The sequence below is a fragment of the Thioprofundum lithotrophicum genome (assembly GCF_055387065.1).
The window spans coordinates 2,832,593-2,854,164 of record NZ_AP042379.1 but is presented as its reverse complement, the minus strand read 5'-3'; the positions used below and the strand labels follow the sequence as shown (position 1 = coordinate 2,854,164).

The 21,572-nt window shown below is 67.0% G+C and carries 20 protein-coding genes; 17 read left to right on the top strand and 3 right to left on the bottom strand.

Features of this window, described 5'->3' with window-relative positions:
* The first annotated feature begins 127 nt into the window (after positions 1-127).
* The 3 genes from ispD to truD are packed head-to-tail and all read left to right on the top strand — an operon-like array spanning position 128 to position 2,332.
* The gene (ispD, locus tag ACZ5BH_RS13675; RefSeq protein WP_464889817.1) at positions 128-826 is read left to right on the top strand and encodes a 2-C-methyl-D-erythritol 4-phosphate cytidylyltransferase; all 699 of its coding nucleotides are present in this window, start codon (positions 128-130) and stop codon (positions 824-826) included.
* Positions 823-1,299 (top strand): 2-C-methyl-D-erythritol 2,4-cyclodiphosphate synthase, encoded by a 477-nt coding sequence (ispF, locus tag ACZ5BH_RS13670; RefSeq protein ID WP_464889816.1) that lies wholly within the window; start codon positions 823-825, stop codon positions 1,297-1,299. Before ispD ends, ispF begins: the two co-directional genes overlap by 4 nt.
* Positions 1,289-2,332 carry a tRNA pseudouridine(13) synthase TruD gene (gene truD, locus ACZ5BH_RS13665; protein ID WP_464889815.1) on the top strand — a complete coding sequence of 348 codons (1,044 nt, stop codon included), beginning with the start codon at positions 1,289-1,291 and terminating at the stop codon, positions 2,330-2,332. Before ispF ends, truD begins: the two co-directional genes overlap by 11 nt.
* Positions 2,333-2,772: 440 nt before the next feature.
* On the opposite strand, the gene ACZ5BH_RS13660 is transcribed toward truD, so the two are convergent.
* Both ACZ5BH_RS13660 and ACZ5BH_RS13655 read right to left on the bottom strand, forming a co-directional pair.
* The gene (locus ACZ5BH_RS13660) at positions 2,773-3,801 is read right to left on the bottom strand and encodes an IS110 family RNA-guided transposase (RefSeq protein WP_464891200.1); all 1,029 of its coding nucleotides are present in this window, start codon (positions 3,799-3,801) and stop codon (positions 2,773-2,775) included.
* Between the two features lie 163 nt (positions 3,802-3,964).
* A complete protein-coding gene (locus ACZ5BH_RS13655) occupies positions 3,965-4,507 on the bottom strand; it encodes a Smr/MutS family protein (RefSeq protein WP_464889814.1) in 543 nt (180 codons plus the stop codon).
* Between the two features lie 140 nt (positions 4,508-4,647).
* On the opposite strand from ACZ5BH_RS13655, the gene surE reads away from it, so the two are divergent.
* The 7 genes from surE to ACZ5BH_RS13620 all read left to right on the top strand — a co-directional run bounded on the left by surE (position 4,648) and on the right by ACZ5BH_RS13620 (position 10,900).
* A complete protein-coding gene (surE, locus tag ACZ5BH_RS13650; RefSeq protein ID WP_464889813.1) occupies positions 4,648-5,397 on the top strand; it encodes a 5'/3'-nucleotidase SurE in 750 nt (249 codons plus the stop codon).
* A 23-nt stretch (positions 5,398-5,420) separates the two neighbouring features.
* Positions 5,421-6,062 carry a protein-L-isoaspartate(D-aspartate) O-methyltransferase gene (locus tag ACZ5BH_RS13645; RefSeq protein ID WP_464891223.1) on the top strand — a complete coding sequence of 214 codons (642 nt, stop codon included), beginning with the start codon at positions 5,421-5,423 and terminating at the stop codon, positions 6,060-6,062.
* Positions 6,059-6,637 (top strand): YqaA family protein, encoded by a 579-nt coding sequence (locus tag ACZ5BH_RS13640; RefSeq protein WP_464889812.1) that lies wholly within the window; start codon positions 6,059-6,061, stop codon positions 6,635-6,637. Before ACZ5BH_RS13645 ends, ACZ5BH_RS13640 begins: the two co-directional genes overlap by 4 nt.
* Positions 6,637-7,428 carry a peptidoglycan DD-metalloendopeptidase family protein gene (locus ACZ5BH_RS13635; RefSeq protein ID WP_464889811.1) on the top strand — a complete coding sequence of 264 codons (792 nt, stop codon included), beginning with the start codon at positions 6,637-6,639 and terminating at the stop codon, positions 7,426-7,428. The genes ACZ5BH_RS13640 and ACZ5BH_RS13635 overlap by 1 nt, the downstream gene beginning before the upstream one ends.
* 18 nt (positions 7,429-7,446) lie before the next feature.
* Entirely contained in the window at positions 7,447-8,460 is a 1,014-nt protein-coding gene (rpoS, locus tag ACZ5BH_RS13630; protein ID WP_464889810.1) for an RNA polymerase sigma factor RpoS, read from the top strand.
* 128 nt (positions 8,461-8,588) lie between these two features.
* Positions 8,589-9,725: an FIST signal transduction protein gene (locus ACZ5BH_RS13625; protein WP_464889809.1), complete on the top strand. Its 1,137-nt coding sequence runs from the start codon at positions 8,589-8,591 to the stop codon at positions 9,723-9,725.
* Positions 9,722-10,900 carry a sensor histidine kinase gene (locus ACZ5BH_RS13620; RefSeq protein WP_464889808.1) on the top strand — a complete coding sequence of 393 codons (1,179 nt, stop codon included), beginning with the start codon at positions 9,722-9,724 and terminating at the stop codon, positions 10,898-10,900. The genes ACZ5BH_RS13625 and ACZ5BH_RS13620 overlap by 4 nt, the downstream gene beginning before the upstream one ends.
* Positions 10,901-11,064: 164 nt before the next feature.
* Here the strand turns inward: ACZ5BH_RS13620 and ACZ5BH_RS13615 are convergent, their stop codons facing one another.
* A complete protein-coding gene (locus ACZ5BH_RS13615) occupies positions 11,065-11,487 on the bottom strand; it encodes an Mth938-like domain-containing protein (protein ID WP_464889807.1) in 423 nt (140 codons plus the stop codon).
* Between the two features lie 144 nt (positions 11,488-11,631).
* Between ACZ5BH_RS13615 and alaC the strand changes: the two genes are divergently transcribed.
* The 7 genes from alaC to lysS all read left to right on the top strand — a co-directional run bounded on the left by alaC (position 11,632) and on the right by lysS (position 21,445).
* Positions 11,632-12,834 carry an alanine transaminase gene (alaC, locus tag ACZ5BH_RS13610; protein WP_464889806.1) on the top strand — a complete coding sequence of 401 codons (1,203 nt, stop codon included), beginning with the start codon at positions 11,632-11,634 and terminating at the stop codon, positions 12,832-12,834.
* A gap of 18 nt (positions 12,835-12,852) precedes the next feature.
* Complete coding sequence (locus tag ACZ5BH_RS13605; protein ID WP_464889805.1) at positions 12,853-14,169, top strand: homoserine dehydrogenase; 1,317 nt, start codon at positions 12,853-12,855, stop codon at positions 14,167-14,169.
* A gap of 227 nt (positions 14,170-14,396) precedes the next feature.
* Positions 14,397-15,479 (top strand): threonine synthase, encoded by a 1,083-nt coding sequence (gene thrC / locus ACZ5BH_RS13600; protein ID WP_464889804.1) that lies wholly within the window; start codon positions 14,397-14,399, stop codon positions 15,477-15,479.
* Between the two features lie 30 nt (positions 15,480-15,509).
* Positions 15,510-16,520 (top strand): hypothetical protein, encoded by a 1,011-nt coding sequence (locus ACZ5BH_RS13595; protein ID WP_464889803.1) that lies wholly within the window; start codon positions 15,510-15,512, stop codon positions 16,518-16,520.
* A complete protein-coding gene (gene recJ / locus ACZ5BH_RS13590) occupies positions 16,517-18,244 on the top strand; it encodes a single-stranded-DNA-specific exonuclease RecJ (protein ID WP_464889802.1) in 1,728 nt (575 codons plus the stop codon). Before ACZ5BH_RS13595 ends, recJ begins: the two co-directional genes overlap by 4 nt.
* 357 nt (positions 18,245-18,601) lie before the next feature.
* Positions 18,602-19,700 (top strand): peptide chain release factor 2 gene (gene prfB, locus ACZ5BH_RS13585; protein ID WP_464889801.1). Its coding sequence is split into 2 segments (ribosomal slippage): positions 18,602-18,676 and positions 18,678-19,700, totalling 1,098 coding nucleotides; the frame shifts between segments, so codons are not numbered across the junction.
* A 206-nt stretch (positions 19,701-19,906) separates the two neighbouring features.
* Positions 19,907-21,445, top strand: coding sequence for a lysine--tRNA ligase (lysS, locus tag ACZ5BH_RS13580; RefSeq protein WP_464889800.1), 1,539 nt, complete (start codon positions 19,907-19,909; stop codon positions 21,443-21,445).
* The last annotated feature ends 127 nt before the right edge of the window (positions 21,446-21,572 follow it).

The following is a 21,572-nucleotide window of genomic DNA, read 5'->3' as shown; positions in this document are numbered from 1 at the left end:
CCGGATTCCGGCCCTTCGGGCCTGCATCCGGGCTACGGAATAGCGTCTTCGCCACAAAAAACCAGCCTTTGCGTTCTCTGCGTCTTTGCGCCTTTGCGTTAAACCCCCTGGTCCGGAACTCGCAGCCATGACCCCGTTGTGGATCGTCATCCCCGCCGCTGGCGTCGGCAGGCGCATGGGGGCCGACGTGCCCAAGCAGTATCTGGCGTTGCAGGGCAAGCCCATTCTCGTGCATGCCATCGAACGCCTGGCGGCCTTGCCGGGCGTGCAGGGCGTGATGGTGGCCATTTCCGAGACCGACGAATACTGGCCCGCGCTCGACCTGTCCCTGCCTGTGCCCCTGTGGACCTGCGCCGGTGGTGTCGAGCGCTGCCATTCGGTGCTCAACGCCCTGACCGATCTGGGCCTGCACGCGGCCGACGAGGACTGGGTACTGGTGCACGACGCCGCGCGCCCCTGCGTGCGCCATGACGATCTGGAGAAGCTCCTCGCCACCCTCGAGGCCGACGAGGTGGGCGGGCTGCTGGCCATGCCGGTGCGCGACACCATGAAGCGCGCCGAGCCCGACGGCCGGGTGGTGACCACCGAGCCACGGGAAGGCCTGTGGCATGCCCTCACGCCGCAGATGTTCCGCCTCGGTCTGTTGCGCCATGCCCTGGAGGAGGCCATCGAGGCCGAGGAACTGGTCACCGACGAGTCGGCGGCCATGGAGCGGGCCGGCTACCGGCCCCGCCTGGTCGAGGGCCACGGCGACAACATCAAGATCACCCGGCCCGAGGATCTGGCCCTGGCCGAGTTTTTCCTGCAGCGGCAGGCCGGCGCATGATCCGGATCGGCCAGGGCTTCGATGCGCACCGCTTCCGCGAGGGCGGACGGCTGGTGCTCGGCGGCGTCACCATCCCCCACACCCACGGCCTGGAGGCCCATTCGGACGGCGACGTGGTGATCCACGCCCTGTGTGACGCCCTGCTCGGCGCCCTGGCCCTGGGTGACATCGGCCAGCATTTTCCCGACAGCAGCGAGGCGTATGCCGGCATCGACAGCCGCATCCTGCTGCGCCACGTGGTTTCCCTGGTGGGCGAGCGGGGCTTCCGCCTGGTCAACGCCGACATCACCATCATCGCCCAGGCCCCGAAGCTGGCCACCCATCTGCCGCAGATGCAGGTCATCCTCGCCGAGGATCTCGAAACCACGCCCGACCGCGTGGGCCTCAAGGCCACCACCACCGAGCACATGGGCTTCACCGGCCGCAAGGAAGGGATCGCCGTGCTGGCCGTGGTTCTGCTCGATGATGCCTGACGACATCGCCCGCTCCGACAGCCTCCCGCATGCCCACGGCGGTCCCGCCGGCACCGGCCTCCTGCGCGCCGCGCCGGAGGATTTCGAGGTGGAGGAGGTGGCCGGCTTCGCGCCCGACGGCGAGGGCCAGCACGTGCTGCTGTGGGTACAAAAGTGCAACGCTAATACCGACTGGCTGGCGGGGCAACTGGCCCGTTTTGCCGGCGTGAAGCGCCGCGACGTGGGCTATGCGGGGCTCAAGGACCGCCGGGCGCTCACCCGCCAGTGGTTCAGCGTGGATCTGGCCGGGCGCGACGCGCCCGACTGGTCGGCGCTGGCGATTGAGGGCGTGACGGTGCTGCGCGCCGAGCGCCACCGGCGCAAGCTGCGCCGCGGCGCGCTGGCGGGCAACCGGTTCCGGATCGTGGTGCGGGAAGTGGCGGCCGATCCCGACATCCTGGGGGCCCGGCTGGAGGCGGTGCGCCACGGCGGCGTGCCCAACTACTTCGGCGCACAGCGCTTCGGCCGCGACGGCGGCAACCTGCCGGCCGCCGAGGCCATGTTCCGCGGTCGGCGTGTCCGCGACCGGCACCAGCGTGGCCTGTATCTGTCCGCCGCCCGGGCCTTCCTGTTCAACCATCTCCTCGCCAGCCGGGTGGCCGCCGGCACCTGGAACCGGCCGCTTGCCGGTGAGGTGCTGATGCTCGAAGGCAGCCGCAGCCACTTCCTGCTCGAGAGCCCGGACGACGAGGAAATCGCCCGGCGCATCGCCGCCTTCGATCTCCACACCAGCGGCCCGCTGTGGGGCCGCGGCGAACTGCCCACCCGCAGCGAGGCGCGTGCCCTGGAGGCCGGCCTGCCGGAGCGCCATCCCATTTTCTGCACCGGCCTCGAACAGGCCGGCCTCGAGCAGGAACGCCGCCCCCTGCGCCTGCCGGTCCCCGATCTGCAATGGTCTCACGATCCCGACGCCGGCACGCTCACCCTCACCTTTGGCCTTCCCGCCGGTGCCTATGCGACCACCGTGCTGCGTGAAATCATCGAGGTTCGGTGAGGAAGATCCAACGCAAAGGCGCGAAGGCGCAAAGAGCGCAAAGGTTTTTGTCTCGGCAAGTGCCGGGTACGTACCTTTGGTAGGGGGTAGGCCGGCTCAAGCGCAGCGGAGCCGGCAAAAGTTGATGTCAACCCGCCATGGCGGCTCCGCTGCGCTTGAGCCGTATATGGTCTCCTCCCGTTTTGCAAGACGTTGTACCAAACTTCGACAGGGACAGGATTGCGCTCGTATATCCGGCCTGTTTGTGAGGCTTTTTGCGCCTCTGGCCTCGATGAGATCTGCGCGTATCGTCCTAATCGCCCTAGCGGCTTGTCCCAGCCTACGGCTCAAGCAGGTTTTCGATACGCCGGTCTGACCTGTTTGTCATCGCTCGCCACAGCGTCTTCGCAATCGTCGGCAGGCTAACTCTCCAAATCGTTCCTCGCGGGCCCTGCCCGCCTTCAGACCGGGCGGTAATCCGCCCGGTATTCCGTCTTGTTCCTCAATACCGCCCACCCCATCCGGGCCATCTTGTTGGCCAGCGCCACCACCGCCTTGTTGTAGCCGCGCTCCGCCCGGATCCGGTTGATCCAGCGGCTGAGCCGGTCATCCTTCCCCGCCGCCGCCTTCACCACCGACCGCGCTCCATGCACCAGCAGACTGCGCAGATAGCCGTCTCCCCGCTTGCTGATCCCCTGCAGCCGTTCCTTCCCTCCGCTACTGTGTTGGCGGGGCACCAGACCCAGGGATGCGGACACATCCCGTCCCCGCCGCCAGGCCCGGCCGTCGCCGATCTGGCTGTAGAAAACCGGCGCCACCACCGGCCCGTAACCCGGGATCGCCCGCAGCCGCTTCACCGCCTCGTTCCGGCGGCTGTAGCCTTCCAGTTCCCGGGTGTAAAACGCAATGTGCGCGTCCAGCTCCTGAAACCGCCGGTAACTCTCCCACAACAGCTGCCGAAACCACTCGCTCAGGCCATTCTCCGCCTCCGACAGCACCTCCGGCAGGCGACGCCGCAGCGTATTCACCCCCTTGGGCAGAACAATCCCGTATTCCCCCAGCAGACCCCGTATCTGGTTGACCAGCGCCGTGCGGTCCGCAAGACAGCGCTCGCGCAGACGGTGCAGCGCCTGGATGTCCTGCTGCTCCGGTGTCTTCACCGACACAAACCGCATTTCCGGCCGCACCACCGCTTCGGCTATCGCCAGCGCGTCGTTGTAATCGTGCTTGTTCCCCCGCACAAACGGCTTCACGTACTGCGGCGGAATCAGCTTCACCTCGTGGCCCAGTGCCTGCAGCTCCCGCGCCCAGTAGTGGGCGCTCGCGCAGGCTTCCATCCCCACCAGGACCGGCTCCAGGTTCGCAAAATACGCCAGCACCTGCCCTCGCCTCAGCATCCGCTTGCGCACCACCTTGCCCCGCTCGTCGCAGCACACCACGTGAAACACGTGCTTTGCCAAATCCAGTCCAACCGTCGTAATCTTGCTCATGGTCTCCTCCTCCTTCTTCGATGGATGGTGAAGTGCTTCCATCTTGGCGCATCGTGACGCCGTTTTTAAGGGGGGGAGGAGACCATCTCATCGCTCTACAGCGCTTTGCGTTCTCCGCGTCTTTGCGCCTTTGCGCTGAAAATACACCCTTGATTGGCCTCGGCTATCCCCGCCTGAGCAACACGTAGATCGCCCCCGTCCCGCCATGCGCCGGAATGGCGGAGCAGTAGGCCAGCACCGCGTCCACCTGGCGTAGCCAGTGATCCACGTACTGTTTGAGAATGGGCCTTTTCTGGTGGGAGCCGCGGCCCTTGCCGTGGATGATGCGCACGCAGCGGCAGCGCCGGGCGCGGCAGGCGTGCAGGAATTCCGACAGGGCCTGGCGGGCCTCGAGGCGGGTGAGGCCGTGCAGATCCAGCTCCGCCTCGATGGCCAGTTCGCCGCGGCGCAGGCGCCGCAGGAGCTTGTGCTGGAGGCCGCTGCGGGCGAACAGCAGTTCTTCGCCGGTTTCGAGATCGGCCGGATCCACCGGTTCGGAGAGCAGATCGTCGATCACCTGCGCCTCGTCCCGCTCGCGCTGCAGCGGGCGGGGCGGTGGGCGGCGCTTGCGGGCCGTGATCCGCGGCGCGGCCTCCAGGCGCCGGGTGCCGGCCACCGCCTGGCGGAACAGGGCGCGATCCTCGTCGCTGATCTTGTCGTCGGACATGGGGAAGCTGCGGTGGCCGGAGGGCCGCCCATGTTGCCCCATCCGGCGTTCGGGATCAAAGCCCCGGCGGCGATGAGCGGCGGCAGGTTTTCCGGTATAGTTGCTGGCGACGAACGCCCGGCAGGAACGATTCACCCAGCATGCGGATACTCTTGAGCAACGACGACGGCTACGAGGCGCCGGGCATCCGCGCCCTGGCCGCCCGGCTCCGGGAAGTGGCGGAAGTGACGGTGGTGGCCCCGGATCGGGATCGCAGCGGCGCCAGCAATTCCCTGACCCTCGACTGGCCCATTCGCGCCCGGGAGATGCCCGACGGGGTGATCCGGGTGGACGGCACGCCCACCGACTGCGTGCACCTGGCCATCACCGGTCTGCTGGCCCAGGAGCCCGACATGGTGATCTCCGGCATCAACGCCGGCGCCAACATGGGTGACGACGTGCTCTATTCGGGCACCGTGGCCGCGGCCATGGAAGGGCGTTTCCTCGGCCTGCCGGCCATCGCCGTCTCCCTGGTCGGCGCCGAGGCGGGCCACTACGACACCGCCACTGAAATCGTCCTGCGCCTGGTGGAGAATCTGCGCCGTCATCCCCTGCCGCAGGACACCATCCTCAACGTCAACGTGCCCGATCTGCCGCTGGATCGCATCCAGGGCATCCAGGCCACCCGCCTGGGCCATCGCCACAAGTCGGAGCCGGTGATCCGGGAGACCGATCCCCGCGGCCGGCCCATCTACTGGGTGGGGCCGGCCGGTGCCGAGCAGGATGCCGGGCCCGGTACCGACTTCCACGCCCTGCGCCACGGCTACGTCTCGGTCACCCCCCTGCAGGTGGATCTCACCCGTCACGAGAGCATTCCCCCCCTGGGCGACTGGCTGGAGGCCCTGGCATGAATTCCTCGCAGGATCTGCAGGGGATCGGCATGACCTCCCAGCGCACCCGCGACCGGCTGGTCCGGCGCCTGCGCGAGGCCGGGATCCGTGACGAGCGGGTGCTGGAGGTCATCGCCACCACCCCGCGCCACATTTTCGTCGACGAGGCCCTGGCCAGCCGCGCCTACGAGGATACCGCCCTGCCCATCGGCTTCGGCCAGACCATCTCCCAGCCCTACATCGTGGCCCGCATGACCGAAGCCCTGCTCGAGGACGGCGTGCCGCAGAAGGTGCTGGAAGTGGGCACCGGCTCGGGCTACCAGACGGCGATCCTGGCGCAACTGGTGCCCCAGGTGTACACGGTGGAGCGCATCGCCGGGCTCCAGGATCAGGCCCGGGAGCGTTTGCGCCGGCTCGGCCTGCGCAACGTCCATTACAAGCATGCCGACGGCACCTGGGGCTGGAAGGAACACGCGCCCTATGATGGCATCCTGGTCGCCGCGGCCCCGGAGGAAGTGCCCCGGGAGCTGCTCGAGCAGCTCGCCGATGGCGGCCGCCTGGTGATCCCCAGCGGGCCGCCGGGCCAGCAGCGCCTGCGCCTGTTCACCCGCCACGGCGACAGTTACGAGGAGCGTTTCCTCGGCTGGGTGACCTTCGTGCCCCTGCGGGCGGGAGCTACCGAATGAAACTGTTCTCCCGGCTGATGGAAAAGGTGCTGCGCTGGTCCGAACATCCCCATGCCACCTGGTATCTGGGCGGCCTGAGTTTCGCCGAATCGTCGTTCTTCCCCATTCCGCCCGACGTGATGCTGATCCCCATGGCCCTGCGCCGGCCGCGCTGCGCCTGGTTCTTCGCCACCGTGACCACCGTGATGTCGGTGCTGGGCGGGGTGGCCGGCTATCTGATCGGCATGTTCGCCTTCGAGCTGGTGGAACCGCTGCTGCACCAGGCCGGCTACTGGCCGAAGTATCTGGCCGTGCGCGAGTGGTTCGACACCTGGGGGATCTGGGTGGTGTTCCTGGCCGGCTTTTCGCCCATCCCCTACAAGCTGTTCACCATCACCGCCGGGGTGGTGACCATGAGCTTCCTGCCCTTCGTGCTGGCTTCCCTGATCGGGCGCGGCGCACGCTTCTACCTGGTCGCCTGGCTGATGAAGCTGGGCGGGGCGCGCATGGAGGCCATCATCCACCGCTACATCGATCGCGTGGGCTGGATCCTGGTGGCCGCCGGCGCAGTGGTCTTCCTCGTCTACGGGATTTGATGGCACGCTGGCCCCTTCTGCTGCTACCGCTTTTCCTGTCCCTTGTGGCCTGCAGCACCCGCTTCGTCGATTACGGCGAAGGCTATTCGAACCGCCATGCCCGTTCGGCCACGGCGACGCGCGGCGCCATGCCGCCCCGGGGCCGGCTTCCCCAGCCCGACTACCACACGGTGCGCAAGGGCGAGACGCTCTATTCCATTGCCTGGCAGTACGGCCTCGATTACCGCACCATGGCCGCGCGCAACGGCATCCGACCGCCCTACACCATCTATCCGGGCCAGCGCCTGCGGGTGAAGGCGGGCAGGCGCGCCGCGAAAAGCGCGAAGCGCGTCACAAAATCCACCGCCGCAAAGGCGAAACCGGCCCGCTCTGCCAAGGCGGCCCCCCGCCGCGCCCCGGCCAGCGCAACCGCCAAACCGCTGCATTGGCGCTGGCCGGTACGGGGCAAGGTGATTCGCCGTTTCAAGGCCGGGGATCCCCGCCGTCAGGGGATCGACATCGCCGGTCGTGCCGGCACGCCGGTGCGCGCCGCGGCCGGCGGCAAGGTGGTCTACAGTGGCAATGGATTGCGCGGTTACGGTAACCTTGTCATCATCAAGCACAACGATATCTGGTTCAGTGCCTACGCGCACAACCGGCGAATCCGGGTTCGCGAGAACGACGAAGTCAAGGCCGGGCAGACGATTGCCGACATGGGTTCCACGGGAACCGATCGGGTCAAGCTGCACTTCGAAATTCGCCGCAACGGCAAACCGGTGGACCCGCTTCGCTACCTGCCACCAGAAGGGTAAAGAGGAGAGTCGATGGTCATGGAAACAGGAGACTCGGGCAAGCCCGCCGACGGGCAGGACACGGAGGTGGACGTCCTGCCGGAAGGGGCCACCGATCCCTTGCTCGCCGACGAGACCGAAGACGTCATTCCGCCCGTCGCCGAGGAAGCGGCGGTGGAGGAAGACCCGGTCCGCTACGCCCCGGGGGCCATCCCCGACGGCCAGCTCGATGCCACCCGCCTGTATCTCAACGAAATCGGCTATTCCCCCCTGCTGACCGCCGAGGAAGAGAAACACTACTCCCGTCTGGCCCTCAAGGGCGACATGGCCGCTCGCCAGAAGATGATCGAATGCAACCTGCGGCTGGTGGTGAAGATCGCCCGGCGCTATCTCAATCGCGGGCTGGCGCTGCTGGATCTCATCGAAGAGGGCAACCTGGGCCTGATCCGGGCGGTGGAGAAGTTCGATCCGGAACGGGGCTTCCGTTTCTCCACCTATGCCACCTGGTGGATCCGCCAGACCATCGAGCGGGCCATCATGAACCAGACCCGCACCATCCGCCTGCCCATCCACGTGGTCAAGGAAATCAACATCTACCTGCGGGCCGCCCGCCACCTGGCCCAGACCCTCGACCACGAACCCTCGGCCGAAGAGATCGCCGAGATGCTCGACAAGCCCATCGACGAGGTCAAGCGCATGCTCGGCCTCAACGAGCGCATCGCCTCGGTCGACACGCCCATGGGCCACGATGCCGACAACCCCCTGCTCGACGCCATTCCCGACGAGAACAACGTGGATCCGGTGATCCTCCTGCAGGACGACGACGTGCGCGCCAACCTCGACAAGTGGCTCAACCAGCTCAGCGACAAGCAGCGCGAGGTGGTCGAGCGCCGTTTCGGCCTGCACGGCTACGACGTCTCCACCCTCGAGGAAGTGGGCAACAGCATCGGCGTGACCCGGGAACGGGTGCGCCAGATCCAGATCGAGGCGCTGAAGAAGCTGCGCGACATTCTGGAGAAGGAAGGCTTCTCGGTCGAAGCCCTGTTCAAGTAACCCGGATTTCGCTGCGCAACACTTCAGCCTCCGGGTTTTTGGCCGACAAAGGCATTATTCAGATACCCGATCGCGCGGGCGGGGGAGCCGGCTCCGGTGGCCACGCGCGACATTGCCCGGACAGGCCCATGCCAGCCATTTGTCACTTCGAAACGTTTGCGTCGGCCGAGATTGGACAGACCCTGAAAGACTGGGCCCGGGCGAAGCCCGAGGGCGCCGTGCTGGCCTTCGTGGCCGAGACGGCGCGCGAAGCGATCCCCGGCCTGCAAGCGCTCTGCCGGGAAACCGGCCTGCCCCTGGTGGGCGCCCTGTTTCCCGAACTGGTGTTCGGCGACAGGCTGCACCGCCAGGGGCTGCTCCTGATCCACCTGGAGGCGCTGCCGGCCTGGGCGCTGGTGGAAGGTCTCACCGCCAGCCCGCCCGCGGACTCCCCGGCCCTCGAGGCCATGCTGAAGGTGGCCGACGCGGTCTCCGGGCCCACGCCCCGCGGCACCCTGATGCTCCTGTTCGACGCCCTGGTGCCCAACATCGAAAGTTGGCTGGCTGCCCTCTACCGCCGCCTCGGGCGCGGCGTGCACTACCTGGGCGCCAATGCCGGCAGCGAAACCTTTCAGCCCATGCCCTGCCTGTTCGATGCCGAGCGGGTGGTGACCGATGCCGTCCTGGTCCTGGCCCTGCCGACCCTGCCGGGCGGCGTGCTGCAGCACGGCTATCAGCCTACGCGGCAGCTCATCACGGCCACCGCCACCGAGGGCAACCGGATCATCACCATCGACTGGCATCCGGCCCTCGAGGTCTACCGCGGCCTGGCCCGCAAGCGCTATGGCGTGACCATCACCCCGGAAAACTTCTACGAATACGGCGTGCATTTCCCCTTCGGCATCATCCGGGCCAGCGGCGAGGTGCTGGTGCGCATTCCGGTGGCCATCGACGAGGCCGGGGCGCTGGTGTGCATCGGCGAGGTGCCCGAAAACGCCATGCTCACCCTGCTGTCGGCCGAGGCCGTCTCGCCCGAGGCGACCGTGAACCATCTGATCGGCGAACTCGGGGGCGCAGGCCAGGATTTCCGCCTCACCTTCTATTGCGCCGGCCGGCGCCTGCACGATGCCGCCAAGGCGCGGCAGGAACTTGCGCAGCTGGCCGCGCAAAGCGCGGTGCCCCTGGCCGGCGCCCTCTCGCTGGGCGAGATCGGCAGTTCCACGCGGGACGGCTATCCGCTGTTCCACAATGCCACCCTGGTCTGCGCCGACTGGAAGCGGGCATGAACCAGGAACTGATTCTGGGCATCCTCTATGAACTGGCCATGATTCTCAGCGGCGAAGTGCGTGCCCGTCCCCTCACCGAACGCTTCCTCCAACGGCTTTTGTTCCACACCGGGTTTCCCTGCGGCCTCTACCTGCGCGACATCGACGTGCTCGGGGACAGCGACCGGGTCCGGGCCCGCCTGGACACGGTGATCGGCGATCCGCGGCTGGCGGACCAGCACGGGCGGTTCCTGGAACTGCCGCAAGCCCTGGTGCAGGGCGCCGCCGAGCTGCACAGCGACAGGGCGCTGCTGGATGCCGCGTTCGGCGCGGCGGGCGGCTGGCGGGTCGCCCTCAAGCTGCCGATCGACGCACGTAGCGCCTTCCTCCTGCTGGCCACCCGTCCGGTGGCCAGCGAGGCCCCGCTGACGACCATGTTCACGCCGGTGTTGCGCAATTTCGGCAGGGTGCGGGAGCTGTGCCGCGAGAACGAGGTGCACATGCAGGAACTGGAACGGGCCAACCGCGAGATGGAGGCCTTCATCTACTCGGTTTCACACGATCTGCGCGCGCCCCTGCGGGCCATGTATCACTACAGCGACATCGTCATCGAAGAAACCCGGGAGCGGCTGGAAGCCGAGCATCAGGACTTCCTGCAGCGGATCCGCAAGGGGGCCGCGCAGATGGAAATGATCATCGACGATCTGCTCAAGCTGTCCCGTTCCACCCGCGCCTCGCTGGCGCGCGAGTCGGTGGATCTGTCGCAACGGGCCGAGGCAATCCTGGCGGAACTGGCCCGCCAGGCCCCGGAACGCCAGGTCGAGATCCGCATTCAGCCCAACCTCGTGGCCGAGGCCGATCCCGATCTCATCGGCGTGGCCCTGCGCAATCTGCTCGAGAATGCCTGGAAGTACACGTGTCGCGAGCCGGCCGCGACGATTGTCTTCGGCAGCGAGACGCTGGGCGAGGCGCAGGTCTTCTTCGTGCAGGACAACGGCGTGGGTTTCGACATGCGCTATGCGGAGAAACTGTTCATGCCCTTCCAGCGTCTTCACGGCGAGCACGAGTTTCCCGGCACGGGGATCGGCCTGGCCACGGTGCAGCGCGTCATCGAGCGCCACGGCGGCCGGATCTGGGCCGAATCGGCGCCGGGGGAGGGGGCCGTGTTCCGTTTCACCCTCCCGACACCGGATTAACCCGAATATTGCACCAAGGCGGCCGACTTGAACGGGTTGGGTTCGGTATCTTCCGAGCAATGTCCGTCCGAAAGGCCATGGATGGCAGGCTACGATTTGCGCCTGCTTTGCCACCTTCGCCCTGAGAATCGAATCCCTGGTGCAATATCCGGGTTAACCGGCGATCAGCCGTCCGGCGGCAGCAGGGCGGCGAGCACCAGACGGTCCTCGCCGGCCAGGATGTTGAAGGTGCGGCAGGCCGCGGGGGTGTCCATCACCTCGAAGCCGATGCCGGCGGCCTGCAGGGGGCGCAGCACCTCGGGCGCCGGAAAGCGCAGGCGGGTGCCGGTGCCGATCAGCACCACCTCCGGTTCGTGGGCCAGCAGGGCAGCGAGGTGGTCGGCCTCGAGGGCGGCAAAATCGCCCGGCGGCCAGTGCGGATCCACGAAATGGCGCCCCAGCAGGCAACTGGTGGCGGCGGTTGCCAGGCCCGTTTCGGCATCGTAGGGCAGATCGCCGGCCAGCTGACGGGGCAGGGCCAAGCGGATGGCGCCCGCCTCGTAACCCTGGACGCGGATTTCCGCTGAATTGTCGAGGACGAATTTCATCTTCACTCCCTGCCGGAAAGCAAGGCGGCAATTGACCTGCCGCCCGTCAGCCGGTAATGTTACCAGCTTTTGTGGAGGCGGCCCGCCACCTGTCCGATCCGGGCCGTCATGCGCTCAAGTCATTGATTTTCAGCCGGGTTCCTCTTGAACGACGATTTTCCCAGAATCAAGCGTCTGCCGCCGTACGTCTTCAACATCGTCAACGAGCTGAAGGCGGCCGCCCGTGCCCGAGGCGAAGACATCATCGACTTCGGCATGGGCAACCCCGACCAGCCCACCCCACGGCACATCGTCGACAAGCTGGTGGAAGTGGCCCAGCGGCCCGATACCCATCGCTACTCCCTGTCCCGGGGCATCCCGCGCCTGCGCCGGGCCATCGCCAACTGGTACCAGAGCCGCTACGACGTGCAACTCGATCCCGAAACCGAGACCATCGTCACCATCGGCTCCAAGGAAGGCCTCGCCCACCTGGCCCTGGCCACCGTAGGCCCCGGCGATGCCGTCCTGGTGCCCAATCCGGCCTATCCGATCCACCCCTACGGCTTCATCATTGCCGGCGCCGACATTCGCCACGTGCCGCTGGTGCCGGACATGGACTTCTTCGAGGAACTGGAGAAGGCCATCAAGGATTCCTGGCCGCGGCCCAAGATGCTGGTGCTCAACTTCCCCGGCAATCCCACTACCCAGTGTGTGGATCTGGCCTTCTTCGAGCGGGTGGTGGCCATCGCCCGCGAGCACCGGATCTGGGTGGTGCACGACCTGGCCTATGCCGACATCGTCTTCGACGGCTACCAGGCCCCCTCCATCCTCCAGGTGCCGGACGCCAAGGATCTGGCGGTGGAGTTCTACTCCCTGTCCAAGAGCTACAATATGCCCGGCTGGCGGGTCGGCTTCATGTCGGGCAACGCCAAGCTGGTGGCGGCCCTGGCACGGATGAAGTCCTATCTCGACTACGGCATGTTCACGCCCATCCAGGTGGCGGCCATCACCGCCCTGGAAGGCCCCCAGGACTGCGTGCGGGAGATCGCCGAGATGTACCGCAAGCGGCGCGACGTGCTCTGCGACGGCCTCGAGTCGGTGGGCTGGCAGGTGGAGAAGCCGAAGGCCACCATGTTCGTCTGGGCCAAGATCCCCGAAGCCTACCGTGACATGGGCTCGCTGGAGTTTTCCAAGCTCCTGCTCAAGGAGGCCAAGGTGGCCGTCTCGCCCGGCATCGGTTTCGGCGAATACGGCGACGATCACGTGCGCTTCGGCCTCATCGAGAACGAACATCGCACCCGGCAGGCGATCCGCGGCATCCGCGACATGTTCCGCCGCACCGGGCAACCCCATTCAAACGCGCAATAAGGCAAAGAGGAAGAACACGTGGAAGCGGTAAAGGTCGGTTTGCTGGGACTGGGCACGGTGGGCTGCGGCACGGTCACCGTGCTGGCGCGCAATGCAGAAGAGATCACCCGCCGCGCCGGACGCGGCATCCGCATCGTGCAGGCCGCCGCGCGCGATCTGGACAAGCCCCGAATCTGCGAGACCACCGGCATCGATCTGACCACCGATCCCTTCGCGGTGGTCAACCACCCCGACATCGACATCGTGGTGGAACTGATCGGCGGCGACGGCCTGGCCCGGGAGCTGGTCATGCAGGCCATCGCGCAGGGCAAGCACGTGGTCACCGCCAACAAGGCGCTGATCGCCAAACACGGCAACGAAATCTTCGCCGCCGCCCAGGAAAAGGGGGTGATGGTCGCCTTCGAGGCGGCGGTGGCCGGCGGCATTCCCATCATCAAGGCCATCCGCGAGGGGTTAGCCGGCAACCGCATCGAATGGCTGGCCGGGATCATCAACGGCACCGGCAACTTCATCCTCACCGAGATGCGCGACAAGGGGCGTGACTTCGCCGACGTGCTCAAGGAGGCCCAGGAACTGGGCTACGCCGAGGCCGATCCCACCTTCGACGTGGAAGGCATCGACGCGGCCCACAAGCTCACCATTCTCGCCTCCATCGCCTTCGGCATTCCCCTGCAGTTCGAGGCCACCTACACCGAGGGGATCAGCACCATCACCCGCGAAGACGTGGCCTACGCCGAGGAGCTGGGCTACCGCATCAAGCACCTGGGTCTGACCCGGCGCACGGACGAAGGGGTGGAACTGCGGGTGCATCCCACCCTGATCCCGGAACGGCGCCTGATCGCCAACGTGGACGGGGTGATGAACGCCGTGCTGGTGATGGGCGACGCCGTGGGGCCCACCCTCTATTACGGCGCCGGCGCCGGCGCCGAACCCACTGCCTCGGCGGTGGTGGCCGATCTGGTGGACGTGGTGCGGGTGCTGACCTCCGATCCGGAGAACCGCGTGCCGCATCTGGCCTTCCAGGCCAACGCCCTCTCGGATCTGCCCATCCTGCCCATGGCCCGGGTGGAGACCGCCTACTACCTGCGCATGCTGGCCGAGGATCGCCCCGGCGTGCTGGCCGAAGTCACCCGCATCCTCGGCGATGCCGGGATCAGCATCGAAGCCATCATCCAGAAGGAACCGCGCCCCGGCACCGACAAGGTGGACATCATCCTTCTCACCCACCGGGTGCGTGAGGCCAGCATGAACGCCGCCATCGACGCCATCGAAGGCTTGCCCACCATCCACGACAAGGTGGTGCGCATCCGCGTGGAAAGCCTCGGGCGGGACTGAAGAAACGGTTTCAACGCAAAGGCACAGGACAACCCTGTAGGAGCGGCGCAAGCCGCGATCATGCGGTAGCGGGTAGCTTGGGAACGGGTAGCGGGTAAAAACGTCTACCAGCCACCCGCAACCTGTTCCCCCTGGATCGCGGCTTGCGCCGCTCCTGCAAGGGATCGACCATACGCGCACAATGCGCCTGGCCAGCAACGGCCATCATCATTTCGGGAGCCAACGACATGCCATTTCGCAACCGCTACACCGGCCTCATCGACAAGTACCGCGATCGCCTGCCGGTGCACGACGATACCCGGATCATCAGCCTGGGCGAGGGCAACACGCCCCTGATCCGGCTCAACAACATCCCCCGCGAGATCGGCGCGGAGGTGGACATCTACGTCAAGTACGAGGGCCTCAATCCCACCGGCTCCTTCAAGGATCGGGGCATGACCATGGCCGTGACCAAGGCGGTGGAAGAGGGCAGCCGGGCCATCATCTGCGCCTCCACCGGCAACACCTCGGCCGCCGCCGCGGCCTATGCGGCGCGCGCCGGGATCCGCGCCTTCGTGCTGATCCCCGACGGCAAGATCGCCCTCGGCAAGCTGGCCCAGGCCATGATGCACGGCGCGGTGGTGATCCAGATCCGCGACAACTTCGATGCCGGCATGCAGCTGGTCAAGGAGGTGGGTGAGGAAGCGCCGGTGACCATCGTCAACTCCATCAACCCCTATCGCCTGCAGGGCCAGAAGACCGCCGCCTTCGAGATCCTCGAGGAGCTGGGCACGGCGCCCGATTTCCACTGCATTCCCGTGGGCAATGCCGGCAACATCACCGCCCACTGGATGGGCTATACCGAATACCACGACCATGGCATCGTCAACAGCAAGCCGCGTATGGTCGGTTACCAGGCCGCCGGCTCCGCGCCCTTCATGCGCGGGCAGATGGTGGACAACCCCGAGACCGTGGCCACCGCCATCCGCATCGGCCACCCCCAGAGCTGGGACAAGGCCTGGAAGGTGAAGGAAGAATCGGACGGCTGGTTCGACGAATGCACCGACGAGGAAATCCTCGCCGCGCAGAAACTGCTGGCCGAGAAGGAAGGCGTGTTCTGCGAGCCGGCCTCGGCCACCTCGCTGGCCGGCGCCATCAAGGACATCAAGGCAGGCCGGATCCCCGAGGGGAGCCGCATCGTCTGCACCCTGACCGGCCACGGCCTCAAGGATCCGGACACCGCGATCCGCCAGAGCAGCGACGGCCCCATGCTGACCATCGACGCCACGCTCGACCAGGTGAAGAAGGCCATTCTCGACAACATGGCCTGATGTTCCCGCCGGTTGCGATTCGGCTGCATCGTGCCTGAGGCCGCCGCCCGCTTCGAGATCTTCGTCCCCGGCCTGTTCACGCCGCAACCGGCGCTGCGCGCCCTGCCGGCGGCCGAGCGGCCCGATCTCGGCGATTTGGAGACGGCGCTGGCCCGGGCCGACGTGTTCCGCGCCGCGCCGGACAGTGTCGGCGGCATGCTGGCCCGCCTGTTCGGCCAGCCCGAAGGGCCGCTGCCGCTGGCGGCGCTGTCCGCCCGCCAGGATGGCCTGGGCGGGGAGAGTGGCGTGTGGCTGCGGGCCGATCCCGTGTGCCTGCTGCCGGATCGGGACTGCCTGCGCCTGGTCGATGCCCGCCCCCGGCTTTCGGCCGACGAGGCCGCGGCGCTGGTGGCGGCGATCCGGGATTATCTGGCCGCGGAGGGCTGGCACATCGCCGCGCCCCATCCCGGGCGCTGGTATCTGCATGGCGAGGGCGAGATCCCGGCGGTCGGCGCGCCGCTGCCCGAAGTGGCCGGCGAGGACATCGCCGCCCATCTGCCCGCGGCCGGGCCGTGGCGCCAGCGGCTCAACGGCATCCAGATGTGCCTGCACGATCACCCCGTCAACCGCGAACGGGAGGCCCGGGGCCTGCTGCCGGTCAACAGCGTGTGGTTCTGGGGCGCGGGGCGCTGGGCGCCACCGCCAGCCCCCCGCTGGCAGCGGATCTTCACGGACGATCCGGTGCTTGCCGCCGTGGCGGCCGGCTTCGGTATGGCCCACCATCCCCTCGAAGCGCTCGGGACGAGCGCCGCGCCCGGCAAGGCCCTGGTGCTGGACACCCGGCTGTGGCCGGCCGATGTGCGCCGCGATCCGCTGGCCTGGCTGGCGGGGGTGGCCCGTTTCAACGACGAGATACTGCGTGTTCTGACAAGAAGAATGAACGAAGAGAAGTTTGCCATGCGGCTGCACGACGAACATGGCCGCCGGTTCCATCTGAGCCCCCGGCAGCGCTGGCGCTTGTGGCGCCGCGCGCGCCCCATCGAGACCCTGGGCCGCCCATGACCGGTTCGCCACGCCTCGTTCGCCGGACGGTTCCCGACCCCCTGCCGGATCTGGGGGATCTGCATCCCGTCTTGCGGCGGCTGTATGCCGCGCGGCGCGTGACCTCGCCCGCGGAGCTGGAGTACGGCCTGGCCAACCTGCTGTCCTGGCAGTCGCTCAAGGGCATCGACGCCGCCGTGGCCCTGCTGGTGCGGGCTCTCGAAAAGCAGCAGCGGGTGCTGGTGGTGGGCGATTTCGACGTGGACGGCGCCACCAGCACGGCGCTGGCCATCCAGGCCCTGCGCATGCTGGGGCTCGATCAGGTGGACTACCTGGTGCCCAACCGCTTCCGGTACGGCTACGGCCTCACCCCGGCCATCGTCGAGGTGGCCGCCGAACGCCGGCCCGATCTGATCATCACCGTGGACAATGGCATCTCCAGCATTCAGGGGGTGGAAGCGGCCAACGCGGCCGGCATCGACGTGCTGATCACCGACCACCACCTGGCCGGCGACACGCTGCCCCCGGCGGCGGCCATCGTCAATCCCAACCAGCCCGGCGACGAATTTCCCAGCAAGGCCCTGCCCGGGGTGGGCGTGATCTTCTACGTGATGCTGGCGCTGCGCGCGACCCTGCGCGCACAGGGCGCCTTCGACCGGCGCGAGGAGCCCAACCTGGCGGTGCTGCTGGACCTGGTGGCGCTGGGCACGGTGGCCGACGTGGTGCCCTTCGACTACAACAACCGGATCCTGGTCGCCCAGGGCCTCGCCCGAATCCGCGCCGGCCACGGGCGGCCCGGCATTACCGCCCTGCTGGAGGCCGGCGGGCGGGATCCGGCGCGCCTGGTGAGCAGCGATCTGGGCTTCTGCGTGGCGCCGCGGCTCAATGCCGCCGGCCGGCTCGACGACATGTCGCTGGGCATCGAATGCCTGCTCAGCCCCGATCCCGCCACGGCCCGGGAACTGGCCAACCGCCTGGATCGCCTCAACCGCGAGCGGCGCGACATCGAGGACGACATGCGCCGCGAGGCCATGGCCCTGGTGCGCGACATGCAACTCGACGACGAGGGCCTGCCCGTGGGGCTGTGCCTGTTCGACGAGAACTGGCACGAGGGCGTGGTGGGGATCGTCGCCTCCCGGCTCAAGGACCGCCTCCACCGGCCGGTGATCGCCTTCGCCCGCACCGGCGACAACGGCGAGATCAAGGGTTCGGCCCGCTCGGTACGGGGCCTGCACATCCGCGACGCCCTGGATGCGGTGGCGGCCCGGCATCCGGGGCTCATCACCCGCTTCGGCGGCCACGCCATGGCCGCCGGGCTGAGCCTGCCGGCCGAACATTACGCCGATTTCGCCGCCGCCTTCGATGCCGAGGTGCGCCGCCATCTGGCGGAGTCCGACCTCCACGGCGTGTTGCTGACCGACGGCGGCCTGCCGGAGGACGAATTCGAGCTGGCCACGGCCGAATCGATCCGCAACGCCGGCCCCTGGGGACAGGGCTTCGAGGAGCCGCTGTTCGACGGCAAGTTCGAGCTGGTCAACCGCCGGGTGGTGGGTGACCGGCATCTCAAGCTGACCCTGCGCACCCTGGTTACCGGGCGGCTGGTGGATGCCATCGCCTTCCACACCCACGATCGCGACTGGCCGCCGGAGACCCAGTACATCGAGGCCGCCTACCGGCTGGACGTCAACGAATACCGCGGCCAGCGCTCGCTGCAACTCATCATCCAGCACATACAACCGCTTTGAGACTGGCGGGTAGAGGGGCAATGGTCGTTCCGAATTCCCGAAACATTTTTCGATATTGTCACTGCATCGGGCACGCCCGAGAGTCCGGGGAGGCCTTTCGTGACCGTCGGCCGCAGGGATGCGGCCGTCGAGCCTACAGGGAGGTATTCACGGCGTGTCACGAAAGGCCTCCCCGGACTCACGGGCTTTGTGCACGCGACAAGCAGATTTCCTGGAATTCGGAACGGCTCATTGGTAGGGGGCCGCCACCGCCCAGACCTCAGAGTGTGTTTGTGAAGCAATGCATCAGCATGGCTGAACACAACCGTCCCTGGCTTTTGGTGTAGAATTGCGGACTTTTACCGTGGTGAGGAATCCATGCTCGAAGTCAATCCCATCCGTGCGAAAATCCAGGACATGCAAGGGCGCGTGGATGCCCTGAGGGGGTATCTTTGACTACGATGCCAAGCGCGAACGTCTGGACGAGGTCGTCCGCGAACTCGAGGATCCGGACGTCTGGAACGACCCCGAACGGGCCCAGGAGCTGGGCCGGGAGCGGGCCAAGCTGGAGGAAATCGTCCACGGCCTGGACGAGCTGGGCACGCGGCTGAGCGAGGCCGCCGAGCTGCTCGAGATGGCGGTCGAGGAGCAGGACGAGGACACCATTGGCGAGATCGAGTCGGATCTGAACGCGCTGGAAAAGCAGCTTTCCCAGCTCGAGTTCCAGCGCATGTTCTCGGGCGAGATGGACGCCCACAACGCCTTCATGGACATCCAGGCCGGCTCTGGCGGCACCGAGGCGCAGGACTGGGCCAACATGCTGCTGCGCATGTACCTGCGCTGGGGCGAGAAGCACGGCTTCAAGACCGAGATCGTCGAACTCTCCGAGGGCGAGGTGGCCGGCATCAAGAGCGCCACGGTGAAGTTCACCGGCCCCTATGCCTACGGCTGGCTGCGCACCGAGACCGGCGTGCACCGCCTGGTGCGCAAGTCGCCCTTCGACTCGGGCAACCGCCGCCACACCTCCTTCGCCTCGGTGTTCGTCTATCCCGAGGTGGACGAGAGCATCGAGGTGGAGATCAACCCGGCGGATCTGCGCATCGACACCTACCGCGCCTCGGGCGCCGGCGGCCAGCACGTGAACCGCACCGATTCGGCGGTGCGCATCACCCACCTTCCCACCGGGATCGTGGTCCAGTGCCAGAGCGAACGCTCCCAGCACCAGAACAAGGACCACGCCATGAAGCAGCTTCGCGCCAAGCTCTATGAAATGGAGCTGCAGAAGCAGCTGGCGGAGAAACAGGCCCAGGAAGACGCCAAGGCCGACATCGGCTGGGGCAACCAGATCCGCTCCTACGTGCTGGACCAGTCCCGGGTCAAGGATCTGCGCACCGGCGTCGAGACCAGCAACACCCAGGCGGTCCTCGACGGCGACATCGACGCCTTCATCGAAGCGGCCCTGAAGCAGGGATTGTGAGCATTTGGAACAGCCAACGCAAAGGCGCGAAGTTGTCACGATTTTCCGTAGGAGCGGCGCGAGCCGCGAAATCCAGCTCATCGCGGCTCGCGCCGTTCCTACAGGATGGGAGGATCTAAAACAATGATGAGACGGACAATCAATCTTCGTCTCCTCTGCGCCTTCGCGTCTTGGCGTTGAAAAACGACACCATCAAGAGAACCGACATGACCGACAAGCAGGACGAAAACGCGCTCATCGCCCAGCGCCGGGCCAAGCTCCAGGCCCTGCGGGAGCAGGGCGTCGCCTTCCCCAACGACTTCCGCCGCGACGTGATGGCCGGCGAGCTGCACGCGGAGTACGACGACAAGTCGCTGGAGGAGCTGGAAGCCGAACCCCGGCGGGTGGCCGTGGCTGGCCGCATGATGCTCAAGCGGGTGATGGGCAAGCTCAGCTTCGCCACCCTGCAGGACATGTCGGGCCGCATCCAGCTCTGGATCGAGCGTGACGCGCTGCCCGAGGGACAGTACCAGGCCTTCAAGAGCTGGGACATCGGCGACATCCTCGGTGCCGAGGGTGTGCTCACCAAGACCAAGAAGGGCGAGCTGTCGGTGCGGGTGGACAACCTGCGCCTCCTCACCAAGTCACTGCGTCCCCTGCCGGAGAAGTTCAAGGGGCTCACCGACACCGAGGCACGCTACCGCCAGCGCTATCTGGACCTCATCATGAACGAGGTCTCCCGCGAGACCTTCCGCATCCGCACCCGGATCATCGATCACCTGCGCCGCTTCCTCATCGACCGGGGTTTTCTCGAGGTGGAGACGCCGATGATGCAGGTGATCCCCGGCGGCGCCACGGCCCGGCCCTTCATCACCTATCACAACGCCCTGGACATGGAACTCTACCTGCGCATCGCGCCCGAGCTGTATCTCAAGCGCCTGGTGGTGGGCGGTTTCGAGAAGGTCTTCGAGATCAACCGCAACTTCCGTAACGAGGGCCTCTCCACCCGCCACAATCCCGAATTCACCATGCTCGAGTTCTACGAGGCCTATGCCGACTACCGGGATCTGATGGATCTCACCGAAGCCATGCTGCGCGACACCGCCGAAAAGGTGCTGGGCAAGACCCTGATCAGCTATCAGGGCGAGCTTTACGACTTCGGCAAGCCCTTCGCCCGCATGACGGTGAAGGAGTCGATCCTGCACTTCAACCCGGACGTCACCGAGGCCGATCTGGAAGATCTGGACCGGGCCCGCGCCGTGGCCGAACGGCTCGACATTCCGCTGAAGGACAACTGGGGGCTGGGCAAGGTCTGGATCGAGATCTTCGAGAAGACGGTGGAGCACCGGCTGATGGATCCCACCTTCATCACCGCCTATCCCACCGAGGTCTCGCCCCTGGCCCGGCGCAACGACGCCGATCCCTTCGTCACCGACCGCTTCGAGTTCTTCGTCGGCGGGCGCGAGATCGCCAACGGCTTCTCCGAACTCAACGACGCCGAGGATCAGGCCGAGCGTTTCCGCAAGCAGGTGGAAGAGAAGGCCGCCGGTGACGAGGAGGCCATGTTCTTCGACGAGGACTACATCACCGCCCTCGAACACGGCATGCCGCCCACCGCCGGCGAGGGGATCGGCATCGACCGCCTGGTGATGCTGTTCACCGATTCGCCCTCCATCCGCGACGTGCTGCTGTTCCCCCACATGCGCCCGGCGGAGGCCGCCGGGCGCAGTGGCGAGGGACGAGGGCCGAGGGACGAGGAAGGCTGAAGGCCGTTACCGAAGTGCCGCGGTGCGGCCGGGGTTTTCAACGCAAAGGGATTTTTTGTTCAGGAGCGGCGCAAGCCGCGATGAATGACCCCTTCCGCAGGCGCGGCGACCCCGCCGCGATTATGCG

What these genes read in the sequence shown, in the direction of transcription:
- ispD (WP_464889817.1), top strand. Translation starts at nt 128, where the DNA reads ATGACCCCGTTGTGGATCGTCATCCCCGCCGCTGGCGTCGGCAGGCGC.
- ispF (WP_464889816.1), top strand. Translation starts at nt 823, where the DNA reads ATGATCCGGATCGGCCAGGGCTTCGATGCGCACCGCTTCCGCGAGGGC.
- truD (WP_464889815.1), top strand. Translation starts at nt 1,289, where the DNA reads ATGATGCCTGACGACATCGCCCGCTCCGACAGCCTCCCGCATGCCCAC.
- ACZ5BH_RS13660 (WP_464891200.1), bottom strand. Translation starts at nt 3,801, where the DNA reads ATGAGCAAGATTACGACGGTTGGACTGGATTTGGCAAAGCACGTGTTT.
- ACZ5BH_RS13655 (WP_464889814.1), bottom strand. Translation starts at nt 4,507, where the DNA reads ATGTCCGACGACAAGATCAGCGACGAGGATCGCGCCCTGTTCCGCCAG.
- surE (WP_464889813.1), top strand. Translation starts at nt 4,648, where the DNA reads ATGCGGATACTCTTGAGCAACGACGACGGCTACGAGGCGCCGGGCATC.
- ACZ5BH_RS13640 (WP_464889812.1), top strand. Translation starts at nt 6,059, where the DNA reads ATGAAACTGTTCTCCCGGCTGATGGAAAAGGTGCTGCGCTGGTCCGAA.
- ACZ5BH_RS13635 (WP_464889811.1), top strand. Translation starts at nt 6,637, where the DNA reads ATGGCACGCTGGCCCCTTCTGCTGCTACCGCTTTTCCTGTCCCTTGTG.
- rpoS (WP_464889810.1), top strand. Translation starts at nt 7,447, where the DNA reads ATGGAAACAGGAGACTCGGGCAAGCCCGCCGACGGGCAGGACACGGAG.
- ACZ5BH_RS13625 (WP_464889809.1), top strand. Translation starts at nt 8,589, where the DNA reads ATGCCAGCCATTTGTCACTTCGAAACGTTTGCGTCGGCCGAGATTGGA.
- ACZ5BH_RS13620 (WP_464889808.1), top strand. Translation starts at nt 9,722, where the DNA reads ATGAACCAGGAACTGATTCTGGGCATCCTCTATGAACTGGCCATGATT.
- ACZ5BH_RS13615 (WP_464889807.1), bottom strand. Translation starts at nt 11,487, where the DNA reads ATGAAATTCGTCCTCGACAATTCAGCGGAAATCCGCGTCCAGGGTTAC.
- thrC (WP_464889804.1), top strand. Translation starts at nt 14,397, where the DNA reads ATGCCATTTCGCAACCGCTACACCGGCCTCATCGACAAGTACCGCGAT.
- recJ (WP_464889802.1), top strand. Translation starts at nt 16,517, where the DNA reads ATGACCGGTTCGCCACGCCTCGTTCGCCGGACGGTTCCCGACCCCCTG.
- lysS (WP_464889800.1), top strand. Translation starts at nt 19,907, where the DNA reads ATGACCGACAAGCAGGACGAAAACGCGCTCATCGCCCAGCGCCGGGCC.